Origin of the sequence: Paenibacillus methanolicus (assembly GCF_008124765.1) — a bacterium.
In the GTDB taxonomy this organism is placed as follows: Bacteria; Bacillota; Bacilli; order Paenibacillales; family Paenibacillaceae; genus Paenibacillus_Z; species Paenibacillus_Z methanolicus.
Map to the genome: position 1 here is coordinate 23,441 of NZ_VNHS01000001.1, position 26,097 is coordinate 49,537.

The following is a 26,097-nucleotide window of genomic DNA, read 5'->3' on the forward strand; positions in this document are numbered from 1 at the left end:
TGAACGGCACGATCAAAGGCCAACTTACTCGATCGACGGATGGGCATGCGGGCGGCGGTCTGCAGTTCAGCGGAGACGTCGGCAACTACATTGACTCCGGCAGCAGCATGCTGCTTCAGCCGAAAAATATGACGTTGTCCTACTGGATCAAGCGGACGGAGAGCATGAACGAGAGAGAGAACGTGCTGCTCTGGTTCAAGCCCGAGAACAATTATGCGGGCAAAGGGCTGTTCATCACGTACAACGGCAATTCGAGCATCGTCTATGTGGACGGCGCGAACGGCTTCTATGTCCGCCAGTCGCCGAATGACTTCTTGCCGTTGAACGAATGGACGCATATCGTGACGACGTTCGATTCCGACACCGGAACGGGCGCGATTTACAAGAACGGCGTTCAGCAGGCCGTTGGCACGGACGGTTCCCCAAAAACGATATCGGCGACTTCGGACGTGAAGAAGATCGGCGTCTCCGGCTATGGGAACGGCGCGCAGCTCCATGCATCGCTCGATGATTTCCGCATCTACGACGGCGTGATGACGGCGGCGCAAACGAAGGCGCTCTACGAAGGGAAAGACATCAAGAGCATCGACGGTACGGTCGTATCCACCGAAGTCGGCACGGCGCCAATATTGCCAGTACGGGTGCAGGTGACCTATGAGAATGACGAGAAAGGAACGGCTTACGTCTCTTGGGAGCCCGTCGATCCTAGCCAATACGCGAAGAAGGGCAGCTTTACGGTTGCCGGCATCGTCGAAGGCACGGGAATTCGCGCGGAAGCGCATGTGACGGTAACCGAAGCCGATGCGACGGCAAGCGCTGTTATTCTGGCGCCAGTCCAAGCCAACCTGGGAGATGAATTCGACGTCGTCGTCGGATACAAAGGAATAACCGGGAACCAGCAGGCACAGGACATCCTCATCACGTACGACCAAGATAAGCTTGCCTTTGTCTCGCTTGATGAACAGCTGCTGAAAGCCGGTTATGTGCTGGCAGGCAAGGAAGTAACGCCGGGCCGCATTCGGCTGCTGATCGCGAATGTAGCCCAGGAAGCTTCCGATGTGAACGGAGATTTCATCCAACTTCGCTTGAAGGTCAAGGACGCGGCTGAATCGGGACTTGCGGCCATTGACGTTGCGAAGGTCATCATGGCCGATGGGAACGGCACGGAGACGGAATATGCCGGAGCCAGACACGAGATCAATATTGCCATGATCGATAAAGCCGGATTACGCCAATTGATCCAAGAGGCGCAGGCGAAGCATGACGCGGCCGTCGTCGGTACGGGGGTCGGTCAAGTATCGGCCGCGGCGAAGGCCGCGCTAGAAACGGCGATCAAAGCTGCCGCCGCGGTGGCAAGCAAGCCATCGGCAACGCAGGCGGAAGTGACGCAAGCCGTAGAATCGCTGCAGACGGCGCTTCAGATCTTCAATGATGCCATTATTAAGCCGAAACCAGGCGATGTCAATCAAGATGCGAAAGTCAGCATCGGCGACCTCGCGATGGTTGCGGCTGCGTATGGCAAAACAAACGCGGATCCGGATTGGACATCGGCGGCGAAATCGGATATCAACGGCGACGGCCGAATCGGTCTCGAAGATTTGGCGGCGTTGGCAAGAATGATTATCGGATAACGGCTCGAGTAATCTCGATATTCACATGTAACAGAGCAAACAACCTTACTGCAGAGTAAGGTTGTTTGCTTCTTTTGTCGGTTTATGGGTTGAATGTTCGAAAAGGAAGTGTTATAACAAAAAGACAAAGTGAAACGTTTAGAAAAGGGGAGCGGCATGGAGAAAGTCGGAATTAAAGATATAGCTGCACGCGCTAACGTATCGACGGCGACCGTTTCCTACGTGTTGAACGGGACTCGCAACGTGCGGCCCAAAACGAAAGAAAGGGTTCTGAAGGTCATAGAAGAGCTCAACTACAGGCCGAACGATATCGCGAAAAGCTTGAAAAGCAATCGCACGAACACGATCGGCGTGATCGCGGAGGACGTGACCGTCTTTAACGTACCGGAAATCATCGACGGCATTAACGACTATGCGGATCGCTATGACATGCATATTCTATTGACGAATCTTCGGCTCCAGAAGCGAATCGGATATAATTATTCGAAGATGGAAGACTACCGGAAATACGCGCAGGACGCAGTCTCCAACCTGCTATCCAAACAAGTGGAAGGCATTATCTATATTGGCGTGCACCCAAGGGATTTGACCGGTCTAGTCAATACGTACAATAAGCCGATCGTGTACACCTACTGCTATGCCAATGATGCGAAATCGGTCCAATATAACGACGAGCAGGCCTCTTACGATGCCGTGAACTATTTGGTTAGCAAAGGTCATTCCCGTATTGGCGTCATCAGCGGATTGATGGATTCGATCCCGTCGCGGCTGCGGTTTAACGGCTACTATAAAGCGCTTACGGAATTCCAACTGCCGTTCGATCCGCAATTCATCAAGGTAGGCGATTGGGGGTTGGATTCGGGTTATCGGTTGGCCGGCGAGCTGCTCAGCCTAGCCGATCCGCCGACGGCGATTCTCGTTATGAACGACCTTATGGCAGCGGGCGCTCTCCGCTGCGCATCCGAGCAAGGGGTGGTCGTTCCTCGAGATCTATCCATCGTCGGCTTTGACAACCGGGAGTTCAGCGCCTATTTAAGTCCAAGCATTACAACGGTCGAACTGCCTTTGCACGATATGGGGATACTGGCCATGAAATCGCTCGCAAGCATGATTAGCGGCGATGGGGAAGTAATCGACGAGACGCCGCTGTGCCGGCTTATTGAACGAGAGTCTGTCGCCGCGCCTAGAACGGCAGGCAAGTAATTCTGAACAAGAGCATGAATAGATCAGCAGCTAAGCGGCCTTGGTCCGGACGTTATCGACCGGAGGCCGTTTTTGTCGTTCTGGATCGCGAGATGTAAAGAAGCATGGTGTTCGGTTATATAATCGATTAACTTGTAATATTGTATCGACATCGCAACCAACTTTCATCTAACACGGTGTTGGAACAGAGGGCAGAATTCTAGCAAATGCTTGGTTTAACTGGTCTATTGGCATGATTACGGACAGGTCAGAAAATGCTTGCTGGATAAACTTTCAATATGTTAAGATTATTGCATTAAGTTAAACGTTTAGATTTTGAATGATATAGGAGTGAAACCGTGAATCTGCTGCGAAATAATGCCTTCGAATTAGTCGTTTCTCCAAGCGGAACCGTGGAATCATTCGTTATGGCTGATGACCCGGCTCGAATGAACTGGGTCATCGATGCCCGATATGTAGAGGAAGCGGGCTATACGGATCAAGACAAACGTTTTGGCCAATGGGCTGCCAGCGTTAACGGAGAGTGGATTGAAAGCGTTAACTTGGAGACGTACTTCGAATTGACGGCTAATGCCGCAACGATTAAGTTCGAGCATCCGAACTTCTTCGTTCAATATCGATACGCGCTGGATCGGGATGACGAATGGCGGTGGACCGTCGAATGCGCTAACCGGGCGACGGCTCCGATCACGATTAACGGATTCCATAGTTGGTTCTCGCTCGCTTATATCATGTTCCGTGATCAAGATGTCTCGAGGAACATGAATCAATCCTGCGCTTTATTTCCGCATGTCGGAGGCGATTTCGCTAAATTCGCGGCGATGCGCCGAAGCAACACGGCTCCGCATCTTGCCGTTTACAGTACGGGAGATCGCGTGGCGGCGTTTGGATCGTACTGCAGCTATGTGAACCGTTTTCTGGAACAGGTATCGCCCTCGCTGGATGGGCTGCTCTATCACCGGCTATCGTTCATCGAAGACGGAAGTTCCATGGCGGATACCGCGGAGCATGATTGGATCTATGGCGAAGCGTATGAGGCGGTCACGCTGCAGCCGTCCGAGACGAGAGCATGGACGTTCGTCTTCACACCGTACCAGCATCAGGAGGATTTCTATAAGAAGGCGCTCGTTTATGGACACCCGCAATGGACGTATTCGCCGGTTATTACGACGGAAGGACAGTTCGTCGCCGAGGTTGAGCTGCCGGTTAGCGAGAACCTGCAATCGGTCTGCATGATGACGATGTCAGGCGATGGGAACGCCGTCGATGCAGTCGACATCACGAGTGAATTCCGATCGATTCCGGATGGCGCCTCCAATCGGCTGCGAGCCGTAATCCCGATTCGAACCGCAGGCGAGTTTAAAGTCGTGGCCACGCTGGAGAATGGCAGAACGGATGTGTTGGTTGGGAATGTCCTTGAACCGATTCAACGCATTCTCGAGAAAAGAGCGGCCTGGTTATGCGAGAACAATGTTCAGAAGGATCCGAACTCGGAGCGTCCGTTCGCATTCTTGCCCTTGTCGAACCAAGGCGAGTCGCTCGGCAAATTGACCTTTATTCTTATGAAAAACAGTTTATCGCCGGCGATTCCGGAACAAGTCGCGAAAGCCGAAATGTCCGCGTTTCTCGATATGAAGCCGCATTGGTTTGAACAAGGGAACTTATCGCGACCGAACTCCCTCTATGGCTCATTCTATCGGATTTATGATTTCGATTATATTGGGCATGTGTTTTATTTGCTCTCTCGAATGGATGACGATCTGTTAACCTATAACGCATCCGACACTTACTTAGCTTGGGCGGCGGATGTGCTGTGCATGAGACTCGACCCCGACTGTCATGGCAGCCGGCGGGAGAAGGAAGAGTCGCAGCTTGTCGGCGTATTTATTCTCTATATTTCGGACCTGTTGACGGATTTGATGGACAGAGGATTGCAAGAGCAGCATGCTCGGCTGCATGGACTATGGCTTCGATTCGTTGAAGGCTTGAAGCATGGATCTAAAGGGTATCGGGGCGCGATTACCGAGCACTTCTATGACAACGCCGGATTTGGTCCGACTTGCGAAGCGTTATGTTTGGCAGGATTGACGGAGGAAGCGCGATTATATAGCCAATTAATCATCGCCAATATCGGATTCAGCAACGATTACCGTGCCAATGCGCCCGACCGCTGGTGGGAGGCGTTGTCCTATATGACGCATTCCTTGTGGGGCGGATTGGTCGCGGGGGCTGCCCGCGCTTCCTACGAGACGCTTGGCGATCCAAGACTCCTGGAGGCGGGGTATCGAGCCACCATGGCCGTCTTTAACTGCTACGACTGGAATGTGCAATCAACGGCGCGCAAGCTTAAGCCCGGAGAGGCGGCTTCCACGTACAGCATCGCCGCTCCCAATCTGAACATGCCCGAGCTGTCCCGCAACCGGTTCGGTCAATCGGTGTTCAAGCAGTCGGACGACCCGCTGTTCAGCAGCTTGTTCGCCAGTATCGAAGGAGACGATTGGGATATGGGCGAAGAGCTTGTGGCCTATATGCTCGGTTTCGGCACGACAACCTATCTATATACGGATGCTTCCGGTCATTTGCGGTGCGTCAATGGTTTTCTCGAGCCAATGGAGGAGGGCTGGAAGGTGACGAGCTATGCCGCTTACCCGCGTAAATTCGTCATGTTGGAGAAGGAGCTAACGTACACGGCTCGTGACGGAGAGACGTTAAAGAGCGTGTGCTATACGAACGGCAACTTCCTGCCTGTCGGCCTTCCGGTTCAATAATCGAATAATACCTAATGAACAGCCGCCTACTAGAATTCGATTCTGGAGGCGGCTTTTGTATAAAAATGATCGTTGACGATTCAACAAGGTTGAATTAAAATTAACAATATAGACTAATAAGAAACTTCATTCAACTCATTAGGTTATCAGATTCTATCCGACTAGGGCAAAGCCCTCTGGTTCCCCTCAGCGGAGGGGGAAGGGGGAGGTGGTAACAAATCTCGGGTCAAAGGGGCGGAGCCCATCTTAACCTGACAACATTGCAGCGGAGGGGGAAGGGGGAGGGAGCAACAGAACTCGGGTCAAAGGGACGGAGCCCATCTTAACCTGACAGCATTGGGGCCGTCTAGGGTTGCGAATCGACGTACACCAGCGGAAAGAAGTGAACCGGTTATGAAGCGAGACTCGGCTGAAGTCGTCATTATCGGCGGCGGCATTATCGGGATGGCAATTGCCTATTACACGGCAAAGCTTGGCATGGATGTGGCGGTGGTCGAACGAGGGGAGATTGGCGGCGGGACCTCCTCCAAGTGCGACGGCAACATTTTGGCGATTGACAAGGATCCTGGCTTCGATAGCCAGATGTCGTTAAAGTCGCAGCAGCTGATCGCCGCATTAGTCCATGAGCTGGATGAAGAATTCGAGTACCGGGCGCCGGGCAGCATCCTGGTGTGCGAGAGCGAAGAAGAGATGATCGCGGCCGAACGCTGGGTCAAGCGGCAGCAGGAAGCGGGACTTCCTTTTCACATGCTCGATCGGAACGACCTTCGCGAAGAATGGCCCTACATGGCGGATGATTTGCTCGGGGGGCTCGAGTGCGAGACGGATTCGACGGTCAATCCCGTCCTGCTCACGTACTCGCTGGCGGCTACGGCTCGCAGGCACGGCGCGCGCATGATGACGCATACGCAGGTGAAGTCCATCCTGTTGGATGAGAAGAGACGCGTTCGAGGCGTGGAAACATCCACCGGCACGATTCGCGCGAACAGCGTTATTATCGCGGCAGGGGTATGGTCCGCAATACTAGGGCGATCCGTCGGGATCGATCTTCCGATCGAGCCGCGCAAGGGACATATCCTCGTTGCCTCCCGGTCAACCAATATCGGGAAACGCAAAGTAATGGAATTCGGCTACTTGATCAGTAAATTCGGCGGCCGGCGCAAGGTGGACCCCGAGATGGAGAAGTACGGCGTGGCGCTCGTGTTCGAGCCGACGGCCTCCCAAAATTTCCTGATCGGATCGAGCCGGCAGTTCGTCGGTATGGACAGCAGAGTGGACCAATACGTCATCCGGTTAATCGCGGAACGGGCCATTCGGTTCTTCCCCGTTATGGAGCATATTCCGATGCTTCGTGCATATGCAGGCTTGCGTCCTTGGACGCCGGATCATCTGCCGATCGTGTCGTCTATTGACGAGGTGCCAGGCTTATACGTGGCTGCCGGCCACGAAGGCGACGGGATCAGCTTGGCGGCGGTTACCGGCAAGGCGGTGAGCGAGATGCTGAGCGAGTCTCCGACGTGCATTCCGACCGAGCCGTTGCGGTATGACCGATTCCTCACCGGCAGGGTACATCAGGAGGTGGTCATATGAGGCTTTCTAAGTTGGTCACGACGATCGACACGCATACCGGAGGCAATCCGACCCGTACGGTGACCAGCGGCGCGCCCGCCTTAATCGGCAAGACGATGACAGAGAAGATGATTTATATGTCTGAGCATCACGATGCGTTTCGGAGGGCGCTCATGTTCGAGCCTCGCGGGCATGAAGTGATGTCGGGTTGTATTTTGACCGAGCCATGCGATCCTGCAGCCGATATCGGGGTCGTGTTCATTGAGACGGGCGGGTACTTGCCAATGTGCGGTCACGACACGATCGGAGTCTGTACGGCTTTGATCGAGAGCGGATACTTTCCGGTTGAGAAAAACGTTATTCGGCTGGATACGCCGGCCGGGCTTGTGGAGGCTCGGCTGGACATCAACCGCGGCAAGGTGGAGCGGGTCACGTTTACCAACATTCCTTCCTTTCTATACCGGCGGGACGTGAAAGTACAGGTAGACGGACTTGGGGAGGTCAATCTCGATATTGCGTATGGCGGCAATTTCTACGGGTTGGTGGATGCGCGCGAACTGAAATTGCCTCTGCTGCCGACCAACGGCTCGAAAATCGTTCGGCTGGCCGTCCAGATCAGAGAGGCGGTCAATGAACAGGTTGAAATCATTCATCCGGAAATTCCGGTCATTCGCGGATTGACGCATGTCGAATTCTACGGTGATCCGGTCGCGCCTGAAGCGCATTGCCGGAATGTGGTCGTCGTGCCTCCCGGCGGAATTGACCGTTCGCCATGCGGGACGGGGACGTCTGCCAAGGTGGCCGTCTTGTACGCGAAGGGCGAGCTTGCGCTGAATGAGGAATTCGTCCATGAAAGCATCGTAGGCTCCTTGTTTCATGCGAAAGCGCTGCAAGAAACCGTGGTCGGAACGCTTGCGGCCGTCGTTCCGCAAATATCAGGTTCCGCTTGGGTTACCGGCCTCCATCAGTTCTTCCTCGATGAGCGGGATGCGCTAAACGACGGTTTTTTCCTGCTCTAGCGAGAGAGGGCTATTATTTCATTGGGGGGTCAGCGATGGAAATCAGCAAATGGTACTCGACCATCGACATGCATTCGGGCGGGGAGCCGATTCGGATTATAACCGGAGGCTTACCCCAGATGCGAGGAGCCGTGCAGCGAGAGCGGGCAGCGGACTTCATGGGCCATCATGACGCGGTACGCCGGCTGCTTATGGCCGAACCGCGTGGACATCTCGGCATGACCGGCGCCATTGTGACTCCGCCAGCAAGCGATGACGCGCATTTCGGCTTGTTATTCATGAACAATGAAGGTCTTGCTCCGATTAGCGGGCATAGTCTTGTCGCGGTCGTGACCGCTTGGCTGGAGACGGGGCAGATCGCGCGAGAGGAAGCGGTCAGCGGGATTCGAATCGATTGCGAAGCCGGCCGGGTTACCGCTTATGCCGATTACGACGGGACGGAAGCGAGGTCTGTCACCATCGAAGGCATTCCGAGCTTCGTATTGGCCGCCGACGTACCGGTTGTCGTTGAAAGACGCGCGTGTACGATAGATGTCGCCTACAGCGGGGCGTTCTATGCGGTTGTCGACGCCGCGCCGTTCGGGGGAATTACGACTTCAATTTCGGAGATGCAGGCTTGGGGAAGCGCTATTCGCCAGGCGGTCGAGGCTGCCGTCGACGTCGTGCATCCGGATGATGAATCCATTAAAGGCCTGCATGGCGTATTTATGTACGAATCTGCGGCATCCGGCTCGACAGAACACGCTTATCGCGGCATGACCATCTTCGCCGATGCGCAGTGCGACCGATCGCCAGGGGGTACAGGAGCATGCGCGCATCTCGCCGTTCTGATCGCGCGCGGTGAGCTAATGCTTGGCGAGGAGGTAACGTATGAAGGGATCACCGGTGCCAAGGCTAGGTGTTCCTCGTTCGCGAAGGAGAACGATCATCGCTCGTCGATCGTGCCTAGATATACAGCCGACGCTCATCTGCTAGGTTGGATGAACTTTGTTCTGGATCCTTCGGATCCGCTGCCCCAAGGGTTTATATTACGCTAGCCATTCCTTGCATTTTATATTTTTTGAATATTCAAATAACGAAAGGGGATTACCCGCTATGGCACGTTTTGAAGGTGTTTATGTTGCGCTCGTTACGCCGTTCACATCCGCATACGAGGTGGATTACAAGCGATTGGCGGAGCTGTGCGACTGGTTGATTCAGCAGGGCGTGCACGGTCTGGTGCCGACAGGCTCGCTCGGCGAATACGCGACCATGTCCAATGAGGAACGGGCGAAGGTCGTGGAGACGGTTATCGACGCGGCCGCCGGTCGCGTGCCGGTCGTCGTCGGTTCCGCCGCTCCTTCGACCCAGCAAGCGGTAGCCTGGGTACGGCATGCGAAGGATGCGGGCGCAGCCGGAGTGATGGCGCTGCCGCCGATTAACTATAAGCCGCTCGAACATGAAGTGGTGGCGCATTACGAGGCGCTGAATACCGTAGGGCTGCCGATTATCGCCTACAATAATCCCCACGATTACAAAATAGATCTGACGCCTGATCTGCTCGCAAGATTATCCAAAATCGAGCATGTCGTGGCGGTGAAAGAATTCTCGGGCGACATCCGCCGCGTGCACGACATCTTGGCCAAAACAAATTTGGAAGTCATGATCGGCGTCGACGACCTTGCGATGGAAGGGCCGTTGTTCGGCGCTACGGGATGGATCTCCGGCGTGCCGAACGCACTGCCGAAGGAAGGCGTCGAGTTATTCCGATTGGCGCGCGAAGGGAAATTGAAGGAAGCCGGCGAGCTGTACCGCCGTCTGCTCCCGCTGTTCCATTATGATGCAAGCCCGCAGCTCGTCCAATCGATCAAGTACATGATGGGGCTGTCGGATTTCCCAGTGGGACCTACGCGCCCGCCGAGATTGCCGCTGCCGGTCGCCGATTATGAGGCGATCAAGAAAGCATACGAATTCGCCGTTAACCGCAAGCAGCCGCAATGAGGGATCACGTGAATACGAGGGAGGTTCCGCGGAATGATGAATAGCCGTAACTGGATCGGTGGCGAATGGGTGACCCCGAGCGCCGGTACCATTGTGATTAAGAATCCGTCGAATCTAAGCGAGGAGGTCGGCGTGATGCATTTGTCCGACGTCTCTCATGTCAGGCAAGCGGAGCAGGCGGCGCGCGCCGCCTTCGCCTCTTGGTCCCGTCAGACGGGCGCGGCTAGAGCCGGCCATCTGTACCAAATGGCGGCAGGGCTGGAAACGAGTCTGGAAGAGCTCGCCACGATCGCCAGTACGGAGATGGGTAAGCCGATCGCCGAAATGCGCGGCGAGGTGATGCGCGGCGTCAATCTGCTTCGTTATTATGCCGCCGAAGGCGTTCGAGCGAGCGGACAGGTCATTCCGTCGAGCGAGACAGACGTCCTGCAATATACGAAGCGGGTGCCACTTGGCGTAGTCGGGGTCATCACGCCGTGGAACTTCCCGGTGGCCATTCCGGTATGGAAATTCGCGCCTGCGCTAATATGCGGGAATACGGTCGTCTGGAAGCCTGCGGAGTTCGCTTCGCTGACGGCAAGCCGAATGGCCGAAATTTTCGCCTCTACCGGGTTGCCGGCCGGCGTATTGAATCTGGTGATCGGCAAAGGCAGTCAAATCGGCGACGTTCTGCTGGAACAATCGTCGCTTAATGCGGTCAGCTTCACAGGCTCGACTGCTACCGGCAGGCATGTTGCCGAGGTATGCGCCCGCCGGAATGTGAAATACCAGACCGAGATGGGCGGGAAGAACGCGGCGATCGTACTCAATGACGCCAGCTTGGACAAGACGATCGCCATGATCGTTAGCGGGGCGTTCCGCTCGGCCGGGCAGAAGTGCACGGCGACAAGCCGGATTATCGTCGAGAGCGGGATTTACGACCGCTTCGTCGAAGCATTCGCGAAGGCGACGTCACAGGTTAAGCTGGGCGCTGCGCTTGATCCTTCGGTCTACTTAGGACCGGTTGCTTCGGCGGGTCAGCATAAAACCGTCATGTCGTATGTGAACATGGCTCGGGAGCAGGCCGAGATCATCGCCGAAGGCAGCCTCCCGGACAGTTCAGCCGATGGCTATTATATCCGGCCCCTCGTAGCAGCTGGCATCGATGCCGATCATCCGCTCGTGCAAGAAGAAATATTCGGCCCTGTTGCAACCATTCTAAAGGCGGCCGACTTCGAGGAAACGATCGCGCTCTGCAATCGCACCGTATTTGGCTTGAGCGCTTCGTTGTTTACGCGCGATTTGACTTATGCCCATCGTTTCCTTGACGAGGCGCAGGCGGGCATGGTGCGCGTGAATCAAGAAACGGCGGGCGTGGAATATCAGGCGCCGTTCGGCGGCATGAAGCTGTCCAGCTCGCATTCCAGAGAGCAAGGTCAAGCGGCCTTGGATTTCTACAGCGAGATCAAAACTTGCGCGATCAGTTATGCGTAAGAGGCACGATTATGAAGCCACCTCTTATCCTCATATGCCGCTGCGAAGAAGTGTCGATGGAACAATTGGAAACCGCTTATCAGTCCGGCAGCTGCACGTCGCGCCAATTAAAGATGAAGACCAGGGCAACCATGGGAGCTTGCCAAGGACGCGTCTGCCGGAGGCTGGTTGAAGCATGGCTGCGCGCGCAAGACCCCCATGCGTCGCTGGATGCCGAATTGCTGTCCTGCCGCCCGCCAATCCGGCCGGTGAGCTTCGGCCAGTTGGCAAGGGGGGAGTCCTAGATGGAGCGAATCCAGCATCATCCCATTCTGGGCAAGACGAAATTCCACCAACCGATCACCTATACCTTTAACGGGAAGAAACTTAGCGGTTATCGAGGCGAGCCGATCGCGGCCGCCTTATTGGCCGAGGGGATTCGCGTCCTGCGCAGGCATGAAGAATCCGGTGCGGCACGCGGCTTCTATTGCGCGATCGGACATTGCATGGAATGCCGGCTGGTCGTCCAGGGGCAAGGAATCGTCCGCTCCTGTCTTACCCCGCTTGAGCCGGGCATGATCATTACGGAAGGGCAGCAGCTCGCGAATGAAATTACCGGGAGGAAGCTGCCATGACAAGCAAAGGGGAGGAGACGGATCTCATCATCGTTGGCGCTGGTCCTGCCGGGTTATCAGCCGCGAACAAAGCGGCCGAGTATGGTCTGCGGGTCACCGTTATCGATGAATTCCCGGAGCCGGGCGGCCGAATGCTTGGTCAGTTCCACGAGGAGTCCGGCCATTGGTGGGTTGGCAAGCAGATCGCCGATGAATTGATTGCGGAAGCCGGCAGGCGTGGGGTTCGCATCCGGTGCGGCGTCTCTGTATACGGTATGCTGAAGGTGGATGACCGATTTGAGGTATCGACCTCCATAGGCGCCCTGTTTGCGCCTCGCGTGCTGCTTGCGACGGGAGCGGCCGAGATTCCGATGCCGGTGCAAGGCTGGACGCTGCCGGGGGTGATGTCCATCGGCGCGGCCCAGGTCATGGCCAATGTCAATTTCGTCAAGCCTGGCAGAAGAGGGCTCATTGTCGGTATTAATGTTCTCGCGATGGCAATTGCCAGGGAGCTCTCGGTAAGCGGCGTCTCCCTAGCCGGCATCGTGCTCCCGCCTGCAGGTCCATTGGCGGGAGCTGCTGCTAAGCCGAAGGACAATCTTGAGCTGCTTATGGGCTTGTCCCATCTTGCTCCGTCTCCGATCCTTCGAATGGGCAGCAGAATCGCGCGTTCATGCAATCTCGCGGGATGGATCGCGAATTTCTTCCCCAGAAAAGGGATTCGGATGTGGGATATTCCGCTTCAGCTGCGTACCGCCGCCGTGTCGATTAACGGGAACGAGCGGGTCGAGTCCGTGACGCTGGCCCAAGTCGATGCCAAAGGAGAGATCCTCGACGGCAGCCAATGGGAGGAGCCGGTTGATTTCGTCGCGCTTGCCGGCGGTTTATATCCGCTGGCGGAGCTGGCCTCGGTGGCAGGCTGTCCCTTTATCTACACGCCTGAGCTAGGCGGTCACTTGCCGCTTCATAGCGAGCAGATGCGAACGCCGGTAGAAGGCTTGTACGTCGCCGGTAATATTACGGGGGTGGAGAGCGCGTTAGTCGCGATGTCTCAGGGCCGATTGGCGGCGGCGTCCATAGGCGTAGATGCCGACGCGATCGGCAGCGGCGGCGATCGGATCGTAGCTGAGGCGATGGAGGAGGTCGGCCGTACGCGGGCTGCGGCGCTAATCCAGTTCCAGCCGGGCATTGCGGAGGCAAGACGAGGCATTTACCGGCTATGGCAGGAAACCATTGAAGTTGGAGTGTGACGAGGCAATGGCGGTTAACGCGGGGAGCAGCACCAATATCATTGTTCGACTAGAGATGGATAAGCAGAAAATCGCTTTCGGCCAAATGATGACGGCAATCGGCGAGGCTGGCGGCGAAGTGCTCGCCGTCGACGTCAGCGGGATCGCGAAGCAAACCATGATCTATGACTTGACGATCAGCTTGAATCCGATCTTGACTTCATCGGTTGTTGCGCAGATGAACGGGCTGGTCGGCGTCAACGTGATCAAAGTATCGGATCAGACCATGCTGATGCATCTCGGCGGCAAGATCGAGGTCAATCCCAAGCTTAGGATCAAGAATCGGGACGACTTATCCCGCGTGTATACGCCTGGCGTCGCCAGAGTGAGCATGGCGATCCATGACGATCCTTCCGCGGCCTATTCCTTAACGATCAAACGAAATACGGTGGCCGTCGTCTCGGACGGGTCCGCCGTTCTTGGACTCGGCAACATCGGCCCCCTCGCGGCTATGCCGGTGATGGAGGGCAAAGCGATGCTATTCAAGCAGCTTGCGGACGTCGACGCGTTCCCGATCTGCATCGATACGCAGGATACCGAGGAGATCATCGAGACGATCAAGCGAATCGCGCCTGCATTCGGCGGGATCAATCTGGAGGATATCTCCTCTCCGCGCTGCTTCGAGATCGAACGCCGCTTGATCGAAGAACTCGACATTCCCGTCTTTCATGACGACCAGCACGGCACGGCCGTCGTGCTGCTTGCCGGTCTCTACAATGCCGTCAAGCTGGTGGGAAAGCGGCTTCAGGATTGCCGGGTTGTGCTGAGCGGCGTCGGGGCAGCCGGGTCGGCTTGCACGAAAATCCTATTGTCCGCGGGCGTAACGGATATTATCGGCGTCGATCGATGCGGTGCGCTCGTCCGCGGTCAGACTTACGATCATGAAGCGTGGGATTGGTATGCGGAGCATACCAATCCACGTTTGAAGACGGGAACCTTATCCGAAGTGATCCATGGCGCGGACATATTCATCGGGGTGTCGGGTCCAGGCGTGTTAACGGCGTCCGATGTCCGGAATATGGGGAAGGATCCCATCGTATTCGCGATGGCGAATCCAACGCCGGAAATTCTTCCCGAAGAGGTCGAGGGCATCGTGAAGGTGATGGCGACCGGGCGGTCCGATTATCCGAATCAAATCAATAATGTGTTATGTTTCCCGGGGTTGTTCCGAGGTGTGCTCGATTGCCGGGCATCGCGCATCACGGAGGCCATGAAGCTCGCCGCGGCGGCTGCGATTGCCTCGGTCGTTCAGGATCACGAGTTGAACGAGAATTTCATTATTCCGAGTATTTTCAATCAGGAAGTCGTCGAGCGGGTACGGAGGGCGGTCATGGAGGTAGCCTACGAATCCGGCGTTGCGCGCCGGCGCGATCTTCGCGCCCGCGAGGGGCACCCCTTGCAAATGTGATGCGTTCTGGAAGCCGTTGCCCCGCGTCGACGGCTTCCTTCTTGTATCCTTGGCAAAGGAGCTGTAGCTGATGAGGTTTATGGAGTTTGCGTATACACGCCCAGACATGAATGAGCTGGAGAACCATCTGGGCGCGCTCATTGAGAGGCTAGAGAACGAAACGACCGCCGAGGGACAGAATAGCGTCATGGCGGAAATCCACGGCTTGCGCACAGACTATGAATCGATGTGCGAGATTGCCTACATCCGGTACACGATGGATACATCCAACGCGGCATATATGGCCGAACAGGACTTTATCGATGAAACAAGGCCCCTCTATCAACAGCTGGTCTCGCAATATTACCGCGCGATCACTCGGAGATCGAAGCCTGGATGGACCAAGTCGATGATCGCCGATTATAGCGGGAGATCTTTGATTATGGCTTCAATCCTCGTGCGGAATCGTCGAGTATCATGCTTTTGTTGCGGTAGCTGGAAGGAGAGAGCCCTTGCTTGTTCGTGAAGACGGAGGAGAAATAGGGCGGATTGTTAAAGCCGACTTCTTCGGCGATGCGAGCGACGGACCAATCGGTCTGGAGCAGCAGCTTCTTCGCTTGTTCGATCCGGTATTGCTGCAAGTAATCAATGGGCGTGACGCCGTATACTTTCAACATGCATTTGGCCAAATAGTTGGGATGATAATTAAAAACCCGCTGCAGCAGGGCGTTCGTAATTTTTTGGTTGTAATTATGGCGAATGAATAGCTCAACCTTCTCTGCCAGCCGGAGGGCCGTCGAGTCGGTCGATCGCTCCGCCTCTTGGTTCAAATGCTGCATGAACATTTGAAAAGCGGTCTGTTTTTTCCAGTTTCGAAGCGAACGCGGGTCGTGATCCAAGGCGTAAAACGCGGTCAGATCGTCCATGGATTTGTCGGAGAGCTTCATGACTTTCGGAATGAAAATCGAGCTCACTTCGCAATGATTCAGATAAGCAGCTTGCTTATGCTTCTCGAAGAGCGCGATTTGATTGTCGAGGCATTCGTTCATCGTGTTCATTTCATCCCATGCCCCGAAGGTTTGAAAGTGAATCCATGTAATATCGGTCTCTTCCGGGCATGGGGCAGTCCCGTAGTGGAAGCCGTCCGGACGCAGAATGATGGCTTCTCCTTCGCTCAGGCCCCACTCCTTGTCATTCTCCCCGATGAACAACGTACCCTTGGTCACGATGATAATATCGAACACATTGATCGAGAAGCGGCTGACATGTCGTTCGCCCTTGAAATAAGTGTGCTTACCGCTATCAATAAAATAAGGGATCGGGGGAGTTACAAAATGCAATATCGGCCAAGACATGATTTTGTTCCTCGCTTAGGTTGGAATTTTAGAACACCGGGTTGAATTTCGGGATGTGAATACCGCGCATGACTCGGTAACATGTAGATTATACCATGTCCCGCAACAATGAAATATTAGTAAAGAGAGCTCCTATCGGCGCAAGTCATTTTCGTATTTGACAATGACAAGCATGTATAGTTTCATGGAATTACACATTGTTGAATACAATTGCATGGTAGGGGATCGATAATCATGGAACTCGGAAGTAAAATACGAAAACTTCGCAAAGAACAGAACCGAAGTCTGGATGATATCGCGGCGGCTTGCGGATTCACGAAGAGCCTGCTATCCAAGATCGAGAACGGGAAGAGCGTTCCGCCGATCGGCACGCTCATCAAAATCGCCGAGGCGCTCGGGACGAAAATATCGGTCCTGCTGGATGACGAAGATCAGAACGGCACGGTGTATACGACTAGCGAGGCCACGGTCAAAAAGATGGTGAAGACCGATAAGGGGTACGCTTTCGCGGCCATCGCGGCGGAGAGGCCGGAGAAATTGATGCAGCCATTCTACTTCATTGCGAAGAAAGGCAAGACCGGACACAACCAACACTCGCATGTCGGGCAAGAGTTTATCTATGTGCTGGAAGGGACGATGGTCTATAACGTAGGTTCGGAGTCGCACACCTTGGCGCCGGGAGACAGTCTGTACTTCGATTCCGTCGAGAAGCACGCGTATACGCTGGTCACGGATGAAGTCAAATACATCTCGGTATTCTGCTCCGACTCCAAAGCATGAGCACTCGAGCGTGACGGTTGGCAGTTTCCATAGAGGCAGGGGGAAATCATATGCTGCGCGTATTAGTTGTGGATGACGAACCTAAACATCGAAGAGGACTGTCTCGCATGATCCAAGAACTGCGGCCTGACTACCAAATCCTACACGCAAAAGACGGGATGGAGGCTTTAGCGAGCCTTACGGCTAATCCCGTCGATTTGGTGTTTACGGATATCGAAATGCCGATCATGGACGGCTTGCAGTTCATCGAGCAAATGAACGTGAGAGGCGGGGGCGAAAGCATCGTCATCATGAGCGCCTACTCGCATTTCGAATATGCGCGAAGAGCGGTGCAACTCGGAGCTTGCGACTATCTCCTCAAGCCGATCGAAGAAGAGAAGGTAACTCAGACGCTGCTCAAGGCCGAATCCAAGTATAAGACGGAGCAATTGGCCTCGATCGACATGCTGCTTGCCCGCGTGCTCGAAGGGGCATCGTCCCCGGACGATATTCGCTTGCTGGAGAAGAGCTGCCCGGTCGGGAAGGGGGGTGTGCTGGCTATCGAGTTCAAGCGTCCTTCATGTCCGGGAATGCCGACGCTAATCCGCCGCCAGATTATGGAGAGGGTCGGACAATGGTCGAAGGAGCAGGGCGTAAGGTCGGTGTTTCATGAACCGGACCGCATGGAGCTGTTAATGGCGGTGCTGACGGCCGATGCCGACGATTCGTCCTTCTGGCCGAACGATCTGCGGCAGCGACTCCAACCCGTCATCGAGGAGCTTTCATGTAAACTTGGGATCGAGTTGACCATCGGCGCGGGTGAGCCGTTCTACGCTTGGGGACAGGACGTTCACGCATCGTGCGAACGAGCGCTCTTGGCGCTTCAGGCCAGATTTTATCACGGTGGCAATGCCTGTTATACGTCGATGTCCATGGCCTTGCGAAGTCATGCCGCCATGATGAAGTTGGATACCGGTTTGCTGACGAGAGCCATTCAATCCGGGGACAAGCCGGCGATCTTGAATGGCATTCGCGCCGCGACGGCTCACGTACTCGAGAAGGGAATGCCGTCTCCGGAAGCGTTCAAGCTGTCTCTGGCCGCATCCATTCATCAGTTGCACGCTTGCCTGTCGGAGAAAGGCCACGCCATAAAAGACGCGGATCTGCATGAGGAGACTTTCTTGAGAAGCGGGGACTGGACGGAATTATGGGAGGCCGTAGAGCATTGGGTCGCGTGCGTCACCGATCAACTCGACAATCGGAAGCACAAACGTAACGAGTCCATCATCGAGACCTGCAAGTCCTATATCGAGAGCCATTATGCCGAGGAGTTGTCGCTTAGCTTATTGGCGGAGAAATTCCATTTTAACGCCTCTTATTTCTGCATGCTCTTCAAGAACAATACCCGCACGACCGTCAGCCAATACATTATTCAGACCCGGATGAACCACGCGGCAAGCATGCTGAGACAGACGACTTTGAAGGTCTATGAAATCGCGGCCATGGTAGGTTACAAGGACGTGAAATATTTTATTCGGCTTTTTCGCAAAGAATACGGCGCGAGCCCGGATGAATATCGTCATCTCTCCGCTACCCGATAAAGGATGAGGTCCATTTGCGTACCCTTATGAAGCGATTATGGATGAGCGTCAAACGCCTTAGCATCAGGTCGAAACTTCTTCTATCGTATGCCTTGCTCGTGCTGATTCCGATCACGATTATGGGCGCCAAATACTACTACGCAAGCAAAGGCTTCATTGAAAACTTCTCGCGCGAAAACGTCTATTCCATCGTCAAGCAAAACAACGAAATCATCGATTCGGAGCTCTCGCAAATCGAGGCCGATAGTCTGGCCTTGATTGGAGATCCCGTCATGTACGAACAATATCTTCGCGCCGATCCGCAGGATGAATACGGCATGGTGACGATGGAGAAAAACGTGCTGAAAGCTTTGGAAAAATATTTGCCCGAAACCTCGCAGCTCTACTCGTATCATTTGCTGACCAGCTACTCGAACATCGGCAATTCCGCGTTCATTCCCTACCAGACGTTCGCGTCCACGGCGCTGCATCAAGCTGCGCGGGAAGGCGATGGCGCGATGAAATGGGTGCCGACGTTCCATTTTGCGGATATGTTCGGCGCTGATGGCGGCGAATCGTATTCCTCTTCGCAATATCCTCCTTTATTGGCCGGCGTCCGGCTATTGAAGTTCTTTCATATCACGGGCAGCGCCATCACCGAGTTAAGCGGCCGAGCCGAACCGCCGATCCTGCTCTTCACCTTCAAGCCGGAGCTGCTTGCCTCCCGTTTCGAACGTACGCTGCCTTCTAACGGCGCGGCGTACTTTGTTATCAGCGCGCAAGGAAACTTGGTCGCGCAGAGCGATCGGGAGGGAGCGGGGACGAGGATCGAACCCCAGTGGCTGGATCGAATGAAACGCCTCAAGAGCGGGACGATCACCGTCGTTCAAGATGGCAAGCCGCTCATTATTTGCTTCGACACGTCGGCGGTAACCGGCTGGATCGCGGGCATCACCGTCTCCTCGGACATGCTGCTGGATACGTTTATGCCGCAAATTACGTCGTATACGTTTTATCTCGGACTCGTGCTGCTCTTCATTTCGCTGTTCCTGGCTTGCTTGTTCGCGGAATCGATTACGCGTCCGATCAACCAGCTCATCAAGGCCATTAAGAAAACGGGCAGCGGCGACTTCGGCACGCGCCTTCCGATCGTCGCTTATGACGAAATGGGGCATTTGATTCACAAATACAACCAAATGAACGAGAAGATCAACAATCTGATCGAGGAGAATTACATCGTCAAGCTGCGGGAGAAAGAGACCTTGATCATGTCGCTCAACATTCAGCTGAATCCCCACTTTCTGTATAACACGCTCAATATCATGAACTGGACGGCGCTCGAAAACAATCAAAAAGAGCTAAGCCGCATGATCATCAGCCTCTCGTCCATGCTTCAATATACGATGGAGAACCATCGGGACATCGGCGAATTCCACGAGGATATGAACTGGCTCCACAACTATATCTATATTACGGATCAGCGGTTCGAAGGGAAGTTCACGGTCAGCTGCGACATCGATCCGAATCTATACGGCTGCACGGTGCCGAAGCTGTTCCTTCAGCCGTTCGTGGAAAATGCGATCGTGCACGGATTTGCGCATATTCACGACGGGGGCATCATTCGGGTTCGAGGCTGGATCGAAGAAGGCAAGCGCTGCTTTACGGTGCAAGATAACGGGAAGGGGATCACGGAAAGCCGCATGAAGGCGATCGCCGAGATGGGAAGCGACTCTATCGGGATTCATAACGTGGATAAACGCATCAAGCTCATGTATGGCGAGCAGTATGGGGTAACCTTGACCTCGCAGGAAAATATAGGAACGACCGTGAAAATTGTGATGCCTTTGTAAAATTAGCGAAGATCCTCCACCATTACAAAAATGATCGAATTTCAACGCGGTTTCGCTTCTATTAAACTAAATATATAAACAACATGTAAAAAGTAATGGAGGGTGAGGGCATGATTAATTCTAAACGATTAACTCGTATGCTGGCCGGATCGGTCGCCGTGTCGGCGCTATTGCTGTCTGCTTGTTCCGGCGGGAATGAGGAGCCTGCCGGCAATGCGAGCGCCAATGACACCAACCAGCCGAAGGAAAAGATCGAACTGAAGTTTGCGTTCTGGGGAGACACCATCGAGAAAAAAACGGTGACGGATGCGTTGAAAGCGTTTGAGGAAAAGTTCGGCATTAAGGTGGAACCAATGCACATTCCATCCGATTACTTGACGAAGATTACGACGATGGTAGCGGGCAACGTGGCGCCGGATGTGGGGTATTTGAACTCCGGTTCGGCGATGTCGTGGGCGGAGGAGGGAAAAATCTTGGATTTGAATCCGCTCATCGAGGCGGATCCCGATTTCCGCAAAGAGGATTATCTCGATCAGATTTGGTATGAGTGGGCGCCCGACAAGACGCTCGGCATGAGCACCGCGGTAGAGGGTTACGGGCTCATGTACAACAAAGACATGCTGCAAGCGGCAGGCGTCGAATTGCCGCCGACGGAAGCGGATAAGGCATGGGATTGGGACACGTTCGTGGAATATGCCAAAAAGTTGACGTTAGACAATGAAGGCCGCAACGCGCTCGATCCTAACTTCAATCCGGACAAAATCAAACAGTTCGGCTTTCAATACGATCCTTATAATATGATGGCCGCGGTCGTCTCGAACGGAGGCAACTATCTCACGCCCGACGGGAAGGGCTTCGGGCTTGCCGAACCGGAAGCGGTCGAAGCGATTCAGAAGCTTGCCGATCTGATGTACTTGCACCACGTCTCGCCGACGCCGCTTCAAACGAAGAGTTTGCCGGATATGGCGCTGCAGACGAAGAAGGTGGCGATGACGGTGTCCGGGAACTGGGCGCTGCAGGCGTTCGCCGAGCAGGAATTCAACCTGGGCGTCGGGGTCCTCCCCAAACTGAAGGAGAGCAATACGCTGCTTGACGGCGCGCCGACGGTCATCTTCAGTTCGACCAAACATCCGAAGGAAGCGTGGATGCTCTACAAATGGATGGCGGATCCGGATAGCGTGCTGCCGCTGATCGCGGGCGGTCTGTGGATGCCGCTGAAGAAAGAATGGTACACGAATCCGGAGTTGATCAACAAGTGGGCGGCGGGGAACAAAGCGCATCCGGAGGGTTATACCGAAGCCTTCATGAAGCAGACGCTGGAGAACGGGATCCGCACGCCAGGGTTCGAGGTGAAGAACTTCTCCAAGATCAACGCGCTCGTGTCGCCGGCGCTCGATAAGGTGTGGACGGGGAAAGAAACCGCGGAACAAGCGCTTAAAGGCGTGGAACCGAAGGTACAGCCGCTGATTCAAGGCTACTACGGCAAGTAGCGGGCGGGGGGCCGAAGCTATTCGGCCCTCATCTCCCGATCATAAGTGACTCATGTGCATGGATGGAAGCCATGCCGCCGAGAGGAGGCGCTCTTATTATTGGCAAACGTCGAATGGCGCTGGCGGGAGTCTTGTTCGCCCTGCCTAGCATAATTGGCCTGATGCTCTTCGTCGTCATCCCGATGGTATCCAGTTTGGTGCTCAGCTTTACCGACTATAGGATCGTGAATACGCCCAAATTTATCGGATTCGATAACTATACGCGGTTATTTGACGGCAAGGATCCTTATTTCTATAACTCGCTGTGGGTGACCTTCAAGTATGTCATCCTGCGCGTTCCGCTCGGCTTGTTGTTTTCCTTTATCGTCGCGCTGCTCCTGAATCAGGAATTCATCAAGGGCAAATCGATCTTTCGCACCATCTTTTATTTGCCGGTCATCGTTCCCGCGGTCGCCTCGTCCATGATCTGGATCTGGCTGTTCAGCCCGGACCTCGGCCTGATCAATAACGTGCTATCGGCGCTCCATCTTCCGACCTTTAACTGGCTGGATTCCGAAGTCATGGTCGTGCCTTCAATCGTCCTCATGAGCTTATGGGGCATCGGCAGCACCGTCATTATTTTTCTGGCCGGCCTGCAAGGAGTGCCAAGGTCGTTGTACGAAGCGGCGACGGTCGACGGAGCGGGCGCGTGGACCAAATTTCGGAACATCACCGTCCCCATGATGACGCCGATTATCTTCTTCAATCTGATCATGGGCTCGATCGGCGCGTTTCAAGTGTTCACGGAAGCCTTGATTATGACGCAGGGCGGACCGAACAACGCGAGCTTATTCTACAACTATTATATCTACCGGGAAGCTTTCCAATTTGGCGAGATGGGGCATGCTTCCGCCATCGCTTGGATTCTCTTCTTGATCATCCTTGCCGTAACGGCTATTTTCTTCCGAACGTCCAAAGCATGGGTGTTCTACGAGAGCGAGGTGAATTGAGTGCAACGTAGCCGGCGAATTTCCCAAATCCTTGTATATGCCATCTTAATGGTCGGATCGCTATTCTGTTTGCTTCCGCTGTTCTGGCTGGTGCGCAGCTCGTTCATGACCTCGCTGCAAATTTTCGAGATTCCGCCGATCTGGATCCCGGCGCCGTTCAAGTTCCAGAATTATGTGGAAGCGCTGACGACGATCAACTTCGGCCGTTTTTTTACGAACACGCTTATCATTACGGTTAGTTGTCTGGCCGGCGCGCTGATCAGCAGTTCGCTCGGGGCATACAGCTATGCGAGACTCAAGTGGCCGGGACGCAATTTCTTCTTCGCGCTGCTCCTCGCCAGCATGATGCTCCCGGGGGCCGTCACCTTGATCCCTACGTTCATCGGTTGGAAAATGGCGGGGCTGATCAATACGTATTTTCCGCTCATTCTTCCCGTATGGTTTGGTTCAGCCTTTGATATTTTCCTGCTGCGGCAATTCTACTCCACCATTCCCAAGGATCTGGATGAAGCGGCCTACGTGGACGGCGCCGGACTTTGGACGATTTATTGGCGGATCATTATTCCCTTATCCAAGCCGGCATTAATCGTGATCGGACTGTTCTCTTTTATGAGTTCGTGGAACGACTTTATGGGGCCGCTGGTGTACGTGAACGAGGAGAGCAAATTTACGATGGCCCTTGGCCTGCAAATGTTCCAATCGCTGCATAGCGCCCAGTGGCATCTGCTAATGGCGGCTTCAACGGTCGTCATTTTGCCGGTCATTATCGTCTTCTTCATCGGTCAGCGCTACTTTATCGAAGGCATTACGCTAACAGGCTTGAAAGGATGAGAATCGAATGAAAGCAGAAGTGAAAGCAAAGCGAGAAGCAAGGCCGTTCGCCCTTGGCGACGTTCGACTGTTGGATGGCCCGTTCAAGCATGCGATGGAGTTGAATCGAACGTACCTTTTAGCGCTGGAGCCGGATCGGCTTCTGGCCCGATTTCGAACCTATGCAGGACTTGATACGCGAGCGCCGCAGTATGGCGGGTGGGAATCGGAGAGTCTATCCGGTCACACGTTAGGGCATTACTTATCCGCGATTTCCATGCTATACGCTTCCTTGGGAGAATCGGAGTTCAAACGAAGAGCGGACTATATTACCGATGAGCTGGAAGCGTGCCAGCAAGCGCATGGAGACGGCTATGTATCCGGTATTCCGAACGGTAAAGAAGTATTCGAGGAAGTGGCCGCAGGCGATATACGCTCCAAGGGATTCGATCTGAACGGCGCGTGGGCGCCGCTGTACACCTTGCACAAATTGTTCGCCGGCCTTCGCGACGCGCATCGATTGACCGGCAACGCGAAGGCGTTGAAGATTGGCCGTCGGCTAGCCGATTGGCTGGAGGCAACGCTGGCTCCGCTGAACGCGGACCAGATGGAAGAGATGATGGTATGCGAATATGGGGGCATGAACGAGGTATTGGCCGATTTATACGCGGATACGGGCGAGCGCAAGTATTTAAGCCTCGCGGAGAGATTCTGGCATAAACAAGTGTTGGATCCGTTATCGCAACAGGTCGACTGTCTGCCCGGCAAGCATGCGAATACGCAAATTCCGAAGCTGATTGGCTTGGCCAAAGAATACGAGCTGACCAATGACGCCGTAAGGAGAGAGACGGCCGCGTTCTTCTGGGAGCGGGTCGTGCGGCACCATTCCTATGTGATCGGCGGGAACAGCTTCGGCGAATATTTCGGTGAACCGGATTCTCTGTATGACAGACTCGGTCCCCATACCACCGAAACGTGCAATACCTATAACATGTTGAAGCTGACCAAACATCTATTCGAGTGGAACGCGCTGGCGCAGGAAGCCGATTATTATGAACGCGCGCTGTTCAACCACATTTTGGCCTCGCAAAACCCGGAAACCGGAGGCGTCACGTATTGTCTGTCGCTAGCCATGGGCGGGCACAAGCACTTTGACGACAAATTCGAGGATTTCACCTGCTGCGTCGGAACGGGCATGGAGAATCATGCCAGCTACGGAAGCGCGATTTATTTCGAGGGCGACGACACGCTGTACGTGAACCAGTTCATTCATTCCAGCTTACGGTGGGAGCGCAAAAATCTCACGCTCGTGCAAGAGACGACCTTCCCGGAGTCTGATCGAACGGTCCTTCGGCTATCCTGCGCGGAACCAACCGTATTCGCCCTGAACATCCGGTATCCGTACTGGGCAGAGCACGGAATTGAGATCAGCGTGAACGGGGAGCGGATCGAGAGCGATCAGCGGCCAGGTTCCTTTGTCTCCATTCGCAGAACGTGGATCGATGAAGATCAGGTAGAGATTACGTTGCCCATGTCGCCTCGTCTGGAGTCGATGCCGGACAATCCGGATCGTGCCGCGATTCTATACGGTCCGCTCGTATTGGCAGGGGTGCTCGGACCGGTGGCAGATCCGGCTGCAGCCGATTTTCTGTATACGCCCGTTATGATCGCCAAAGGTATGGAGCCTTCGGCATGGATTACGGCCGATCCGGATCGGCCGCTGACCTTTCGCATGGCCGGCGTCGGGTATCCGAGGGACGTCGAGTTGATCCCGTTCTACCGCGTCTATAATCACTCGTACACAGTGTACTGGGACATCTTCACGGCAGATGAATGGGCGCAAGCGGAGTCCGCCTATACGGAAGTGATGCGGAAGGTCAAGCTGCTGGAGCAGTGCACCGTCGATTACGTGCAGCCGGGCGAAATGCAGCCTGAGCGCGATCACAATTTCCAGGGTGATGCATCCAACCGGGTAGGTTTATTGAACCGCCGGACTTATCGGACGGCCGGACAAGACGGATGGTTCTCGTTCGACATGCGCATCAGCCCGGAACGACCGATGATGCTGGTCGTCACCTATACGGCCGCGCAAGAAATGCCGAATTGCGATTTTGATTTGTTCATGGACAGGGTGCTTCTAAATTCCGAGCGGAAAGGGTTCGAAGAGAACGACAAGTTCTACAATGTCCACTATCCGCTTCCTTCGACTGCCTTGATCGGCAAAGAAAACGTGACGATCAAGTTCCAAGGCAAGGCCGGGCGCCGTATTCGCCGTGTATTCGGTTTGCGTGTGGTGGATGAAGCGCAATACAAGAAGCTTGGCGAGGAAGATGTCCGTGGTTAAGGGGGGAT

19 protein-coding genes and 1 pseudogene are annotated in these 26,097 nt (G+C 54.7%); 19 read left to right on the forward strand and 1 reads right to left on the reverse strand.

Annotated elements, in window-relative coordinates:
* Nucleotides 1–92: 92 nt before the first annotated feature.
* The 12 genes and pseudogenes from BCM02_RS35755 to BCM02_RS00145 all read left to right on the forward strand — a co-directional run.
* Nucleotides 93–1,631: pseudogene (locus BCM02_RS35755) on the forward strand (LamG-like jellyroll fold domain-containing protein); the annotation flags it as partial.
* 156 nt (nucleotides 1,632–1,787) lie between these two features.
* Nucleotides 1,788–2,834: a LacI family DNA-binding transcriptional regulator gene (locus BCM02_RS00095; protein ID WP_148927033.1), complete on the forward strand. Its 1,047-nt coding sequence runs from the start codon at nucleotides 1,788–1,790 to the stop codon at nucleotides 2,832–2,834.
* A gap of 338 nt (nucleotides 2,835–3,172) precedes the next feature.
* Nucleotides 3,173–5,602, forward strand: coding sequence for a hypothetical protein (locus tag BCM02_RS00100; protein WP_148927034.1), 2,430 nt, complete (start codon nucleotides 3,173–3,175; stop codon nucleotides 5,600–5,602).
* 393 nt (nucleotides 5,603–5,995) lie between these two features.
* A complete protein-coding gene (locus BCM02_RS00105) occupies nucleotides 5,996–7,192 on the forward strand; it encodes an NAD(P)/FAD-dependent oxidoreductase (RefSeq protein ID WP_148927035.1) in 1,197 nt (398 codons plus the stop codon).
* Nucleotides 7,189–8,190 carry a proline racemase family protein gene (locus BCM02_RS00110; protein ID WP_148927036.1) on the forward strand — a complete coding sequence of 334 codons (1,002 nt, stop codon included), beginning with the start codon at nucleotides 7,189–7,191 and terminating at the stop codon, nucleotides 8,188–8,190. The genes BCM02_RS00105 and BCM02_RS00110 overlap by 4 nt, the downstream gene beginning before the upstream one ends.
* A 35-nt stretch (nucleotides 8,191–8,225) precedes the next feature.
* Complete coding sequence (locus BCM02_RS00115) at nucleotides 8,226–9,227, forward strand: proline racemase family protein (protein WP_148927037.1); 1,002 nt, start codon at nucleotides 8,226–8,228, stop codon at nucleotides 9,225–9,227.
* 58 nt (nucleotides 9,228–9,285) lie between these two features.
* Nucleotides 9,286–10,170, forward strand: a complete 885-nt coding sequence (locus BCM02_RS00120) for a dihydrodipicolinate synthase family protein (RefSeq protein WP_148927038.1) — start codon at nucleotides 9,286–9,288, stop codon at nucleotides 10,168–10,170.
* Nucleotides 10,171–10,206: 36 nt separating this feature from the next.
* Nucleotides 10,207–11,643, forward strand: a complete 1,437-nt coding sequence (locus BCM02_RS00125; protein WP_148927899.1) for an aldehyde dehydrogenase family protein — start codon at nucleotides 10,207–10,209, stop codon at nucleotides 11,641–11,643.
* Nucleotides 11,644–11,654: 11 nt separating this feature from the next.
* Nucleotides 11,655–11,927, forward strand: a complete 273-nt coding sequence (locus tag BCM02_RS00130) for a (2Fe-2S)-binding protein (RefSeq protein WP_148927039.1) — start codon at nucleotides 11,655–11,657, stop codon at nucleotides 11,925–11,927.
* Entirely contained in the window at nucleotides 11,928–12,257 is a 330-nt protein-coding gene (locus BCM02_RS00135; protein ID WP_148927040.1) for a (2Fe-2S)-binding protein, read from the forward strand.
* Nucleotides 12,254–13,486 carry an NAD(P)/FAD-dependent oxidoreductase gene (locus BCM02_RS00140; protein WP_148927041.1) on the forward strand — a complete coding sequence of 411 codons (1,233 nt, stop codon included), beginning with the start codon at nucleotides 12,254–12,256 and terminating at the stop codon, nucleotides 13,484–13,486. The genes BCM02_RS00135 and BCM02_RS00140 overlap by 4 nt, the downstream gene beginning before the upstream one ends.
* Before the next feature lie 7 nt (nucleotides 13,487–13,493).
* Nucleotides 13,494–14,933, forward strand: coding sequence for an NAD-dependent malic enzyme (locus tag BCM02_RS00145; protein ID WP_148927042.1), 1,440 nt, complete (start codon nucleotides 13,494–13,496; stop codon nucleotides 14,931–14,933).
* 419 nt (nucleotides 14,934–15,352) lie between these two features.
* Here the strand turns inward: BCM02_RS00145 and BCM02_RS00150 are convergent, their stop codons facing one another.
* Entirely contained in the window at nucleotides 15,353–16,267 is a 915-nt protein-coding gene (locus tag BCM02_RS00150; RefSeq protein WP_148927043.1) for an AraC family transcriptional regulator, read from the reverse strand.
* A gap of 234 nt (nucleotides 16,268–16,501) precedes the next feature.
* On the opposite strand from BCM02_RS00150, the gene BCM02_RS00155 reads away from it, so the two are divergent.
* The 7 genes from BCM02_RS00155 (at nucleotide 16,502) to BCM02_RS00185 (ending at nucleotide 26,089) form a co-directional block, all read left to right on the forward strand.
* Nucleotides 16,502–17,047: a helix-turn-helix domain-containing protein gene (locus BCM02_RS00155; RefSeq protein ID WP_148927044.1), complete on the forward strand. Its 546-nt coding sequence runs from the start codon at nucleotides 16,502–16,504 to the stop codon at nucleotides 17,045–17,047.
* Nucleotides 17,048–17,097: 50 nt separating this feature from the next.
* Nucleotides 17,098–18,627, forward strand: coding sequence for a response regulator transcription factor (locus BCM02_RS00160; protein ID WP_148927045.1), 1,530 nt, complete (start codon nucleotides 17,098–17,100; stop codon nucleotides 18,625–18,627).
* Nucleotides 18,628–18,668: 41 nt separating this feature from the next.
* Entirely contained in the window at nucleotides 18,669–20,456 is a 1,788-nt protein-coding gene (locus BCM02_RS00165) for a sensor histidine kinase (RefSeq protein WP_187433924.1), read from the forward strand.
* A gap of 110 nt (nucleotides 20,457–20,566) precedes the next feature.
* Nucleotides 20,567–21,946, forward strand: coding sequence for an ABC transporter substrate-binding protein (locus tag BCM02_RS00170; RefSeq protein WP_187433925.1), 1,380 nt, complete (start codon nucleotides 20,567–20,569; stop codon nucleotides 21,944–21,946).
* Between the two features lie 71 nt (nucleotides 21,947–22,017).
* Nucleotides 22,018–22,935 carry a carbohydrate ABC transporter permease gene (locus tag BCM02_RS00175; protein WP_246183121.1) on the forward strand — a complete coding sequence of 306 codons (918 nt, stop codon included), beginning with the start codon at nucleotides 22,018–22,020 and terminating at the stop codon, nucleotides 22,933–22,935.
* Nucleotides 22,936–22,983: 48 nt separating this feature from the next.
* A complete protein-coding gene (locus tag BCM02_RS00180) occupies nucleotides 22,984–23,766 on the forward strand; it encodes a carbohydrate ABC transporter permease (RefSeq protein WP_148927901.1) in 783 nt (260 codons plus the stop codon).
* Between the two features lie 7 nt (nucleotides 23,767–23,773).
* Nucleotides 23,774–26,089 (forward strand): glycoside hydrolase family 127 protein, encoded by a 2,316-nt coding sequence (locus BCM02_RS00185; RefSeq protein ID WP_148927048.1) that lies wholly within the window; start codon nucleotides 23,774–23,776, stop codon nucleotides 26,087–26,089.
* Nucleotides 26,090–26,097: the final 8 nt, after the last annotated feature.

Excerpts from the sequence above, each read along its gene's own strand:
- BCM02_RS00095 (WP_148927033.1), top strand. The coding sequence starts at position 1,788 with ATGGAGAAAGTCGGAATTAAAGATATAGCTGCACGCGCTAACGTATCG.
- BCM02_RS00105 (WP_148927035.1), top strand. The coding sequence starts at position 5,996 with ATGAAGCGAGACTCGGCTGAAGTCGTCATTATCGGCGGCGGCATTATC.
- BCM02_RS00110 (WP_148927036.1), top strand. The coding sequence starts at position 7,189 with ATGAGGCTTTCTAAGTTGGTCACGACGATCGACACGCATACCGGAGGC.
- BCM02_RS00115 (WP_148927037.1), top strand. The coding sequence starts at position 8,226 with ATGGAAATCAGCAAATGGTACTCGACCATCGACATGCATTCGGGCGGG.
- BCM02_RS00120 (WP_148927038.1), top strand. The coding sequence starts at position 9,286 with ATGGCACGTTTTGAAGGTGTTTATGTTGCGCTCGTTACGCCGTTCACA.
- BCM02_RS00125 (WP_148927899.1), top strand. The coding sequence starts at position 10,207 with ATGAATAGCCGTAACTGGATCGGTGGCGAATGGGTGACCCCGAGCGCC.
- BCM02_RS00130 (WP_148927039.1), top strand. The coding sequence starts at position 11,655 with ATGAAGCCACCTCTTATCCTCATATGCCGCTGCGAAGAAGTGTCGATG.
- BCM02_RS00135 (WP_148927040.1), top strand. The coding sequence starts at position 11,928 with ATGGAGCGAATCCAGCATCATCCCATTCTGGGCAAGACGAAATTCCAC.
- BCM02_RS00140 (WP_148927041.1), top strand. The coding sequence starts at position 12,254 with ATGACAAGCAAAGGGGAGGAGACGGATCTCATCATCGTTGGCGCTGGT.
- BCM02_RS00145 (WP_148927042.1), top strand. The coding sequence starts at position 13,494 with ATGGCGGTTAACGCGGGGAGCAGCACCAATATCATTGTTCGACTAGAG.
- BCM02_RS00150 (WP_148927043.1), bottom strand. The coding sequence starts at position 16,267 with ATGTCTTGGCCGATATTGCATTTTGTAACTCCCCCGATCCCTTATTTT.
- BCM02_RS00155 (WP_148927044.1), top strand. The coding sequence starts at position 16,502 with ATGGAACTCGGAAGTAAAATACGAAAACTTCGCAAAGAACAGAACCGA.
- BCM02_RS00160 (WP_148927045.1), top strand. The coding sequence starts at position 17,098 with ATGCTGCGCGTATTAGTTGTGGATGACGAACCTAAACATCGAAGAGGA.
- BCM02_RS00165 (WP_187433924.1), top strand. The coding sequence starts at position 18,669 with ATGAGCGTCAAACGCCTTAGCATCAGGTCGAAACTTCTTCTATCGTAT.
- BCM02_RS00170 (WP_187433925.1), top strand. The coding sequence starts at position 20,567 with ATGATTAATTCTAAACGATTAACTCGTATGCTGGCCGGATCGGTCGCC.
- BCM02_RS00175 (WP_246183121.1), top strand. The coding sequence starts at position 22,018 with ATGCCGCCGAGAGGAGGCGCTCTTATTATTGGCAAACGTCGAATGGCG.
- BCM02_RS00180 (WP_148927901.1), top strand. The coding sequence starts at position 22,984 with ATGGTCGGATCGCTATTCTGTTTGCTTCCGCTGTTCTGGCTGGTGCGC.
- BCM02_RS00185 (WP_148927048.1), top strand. The coding sequence starts at position 23,774 with ATGAAAGCAGAAGTGAAAGCAAAGCGAGAAGCAAGGCCGTTCGCCCTT.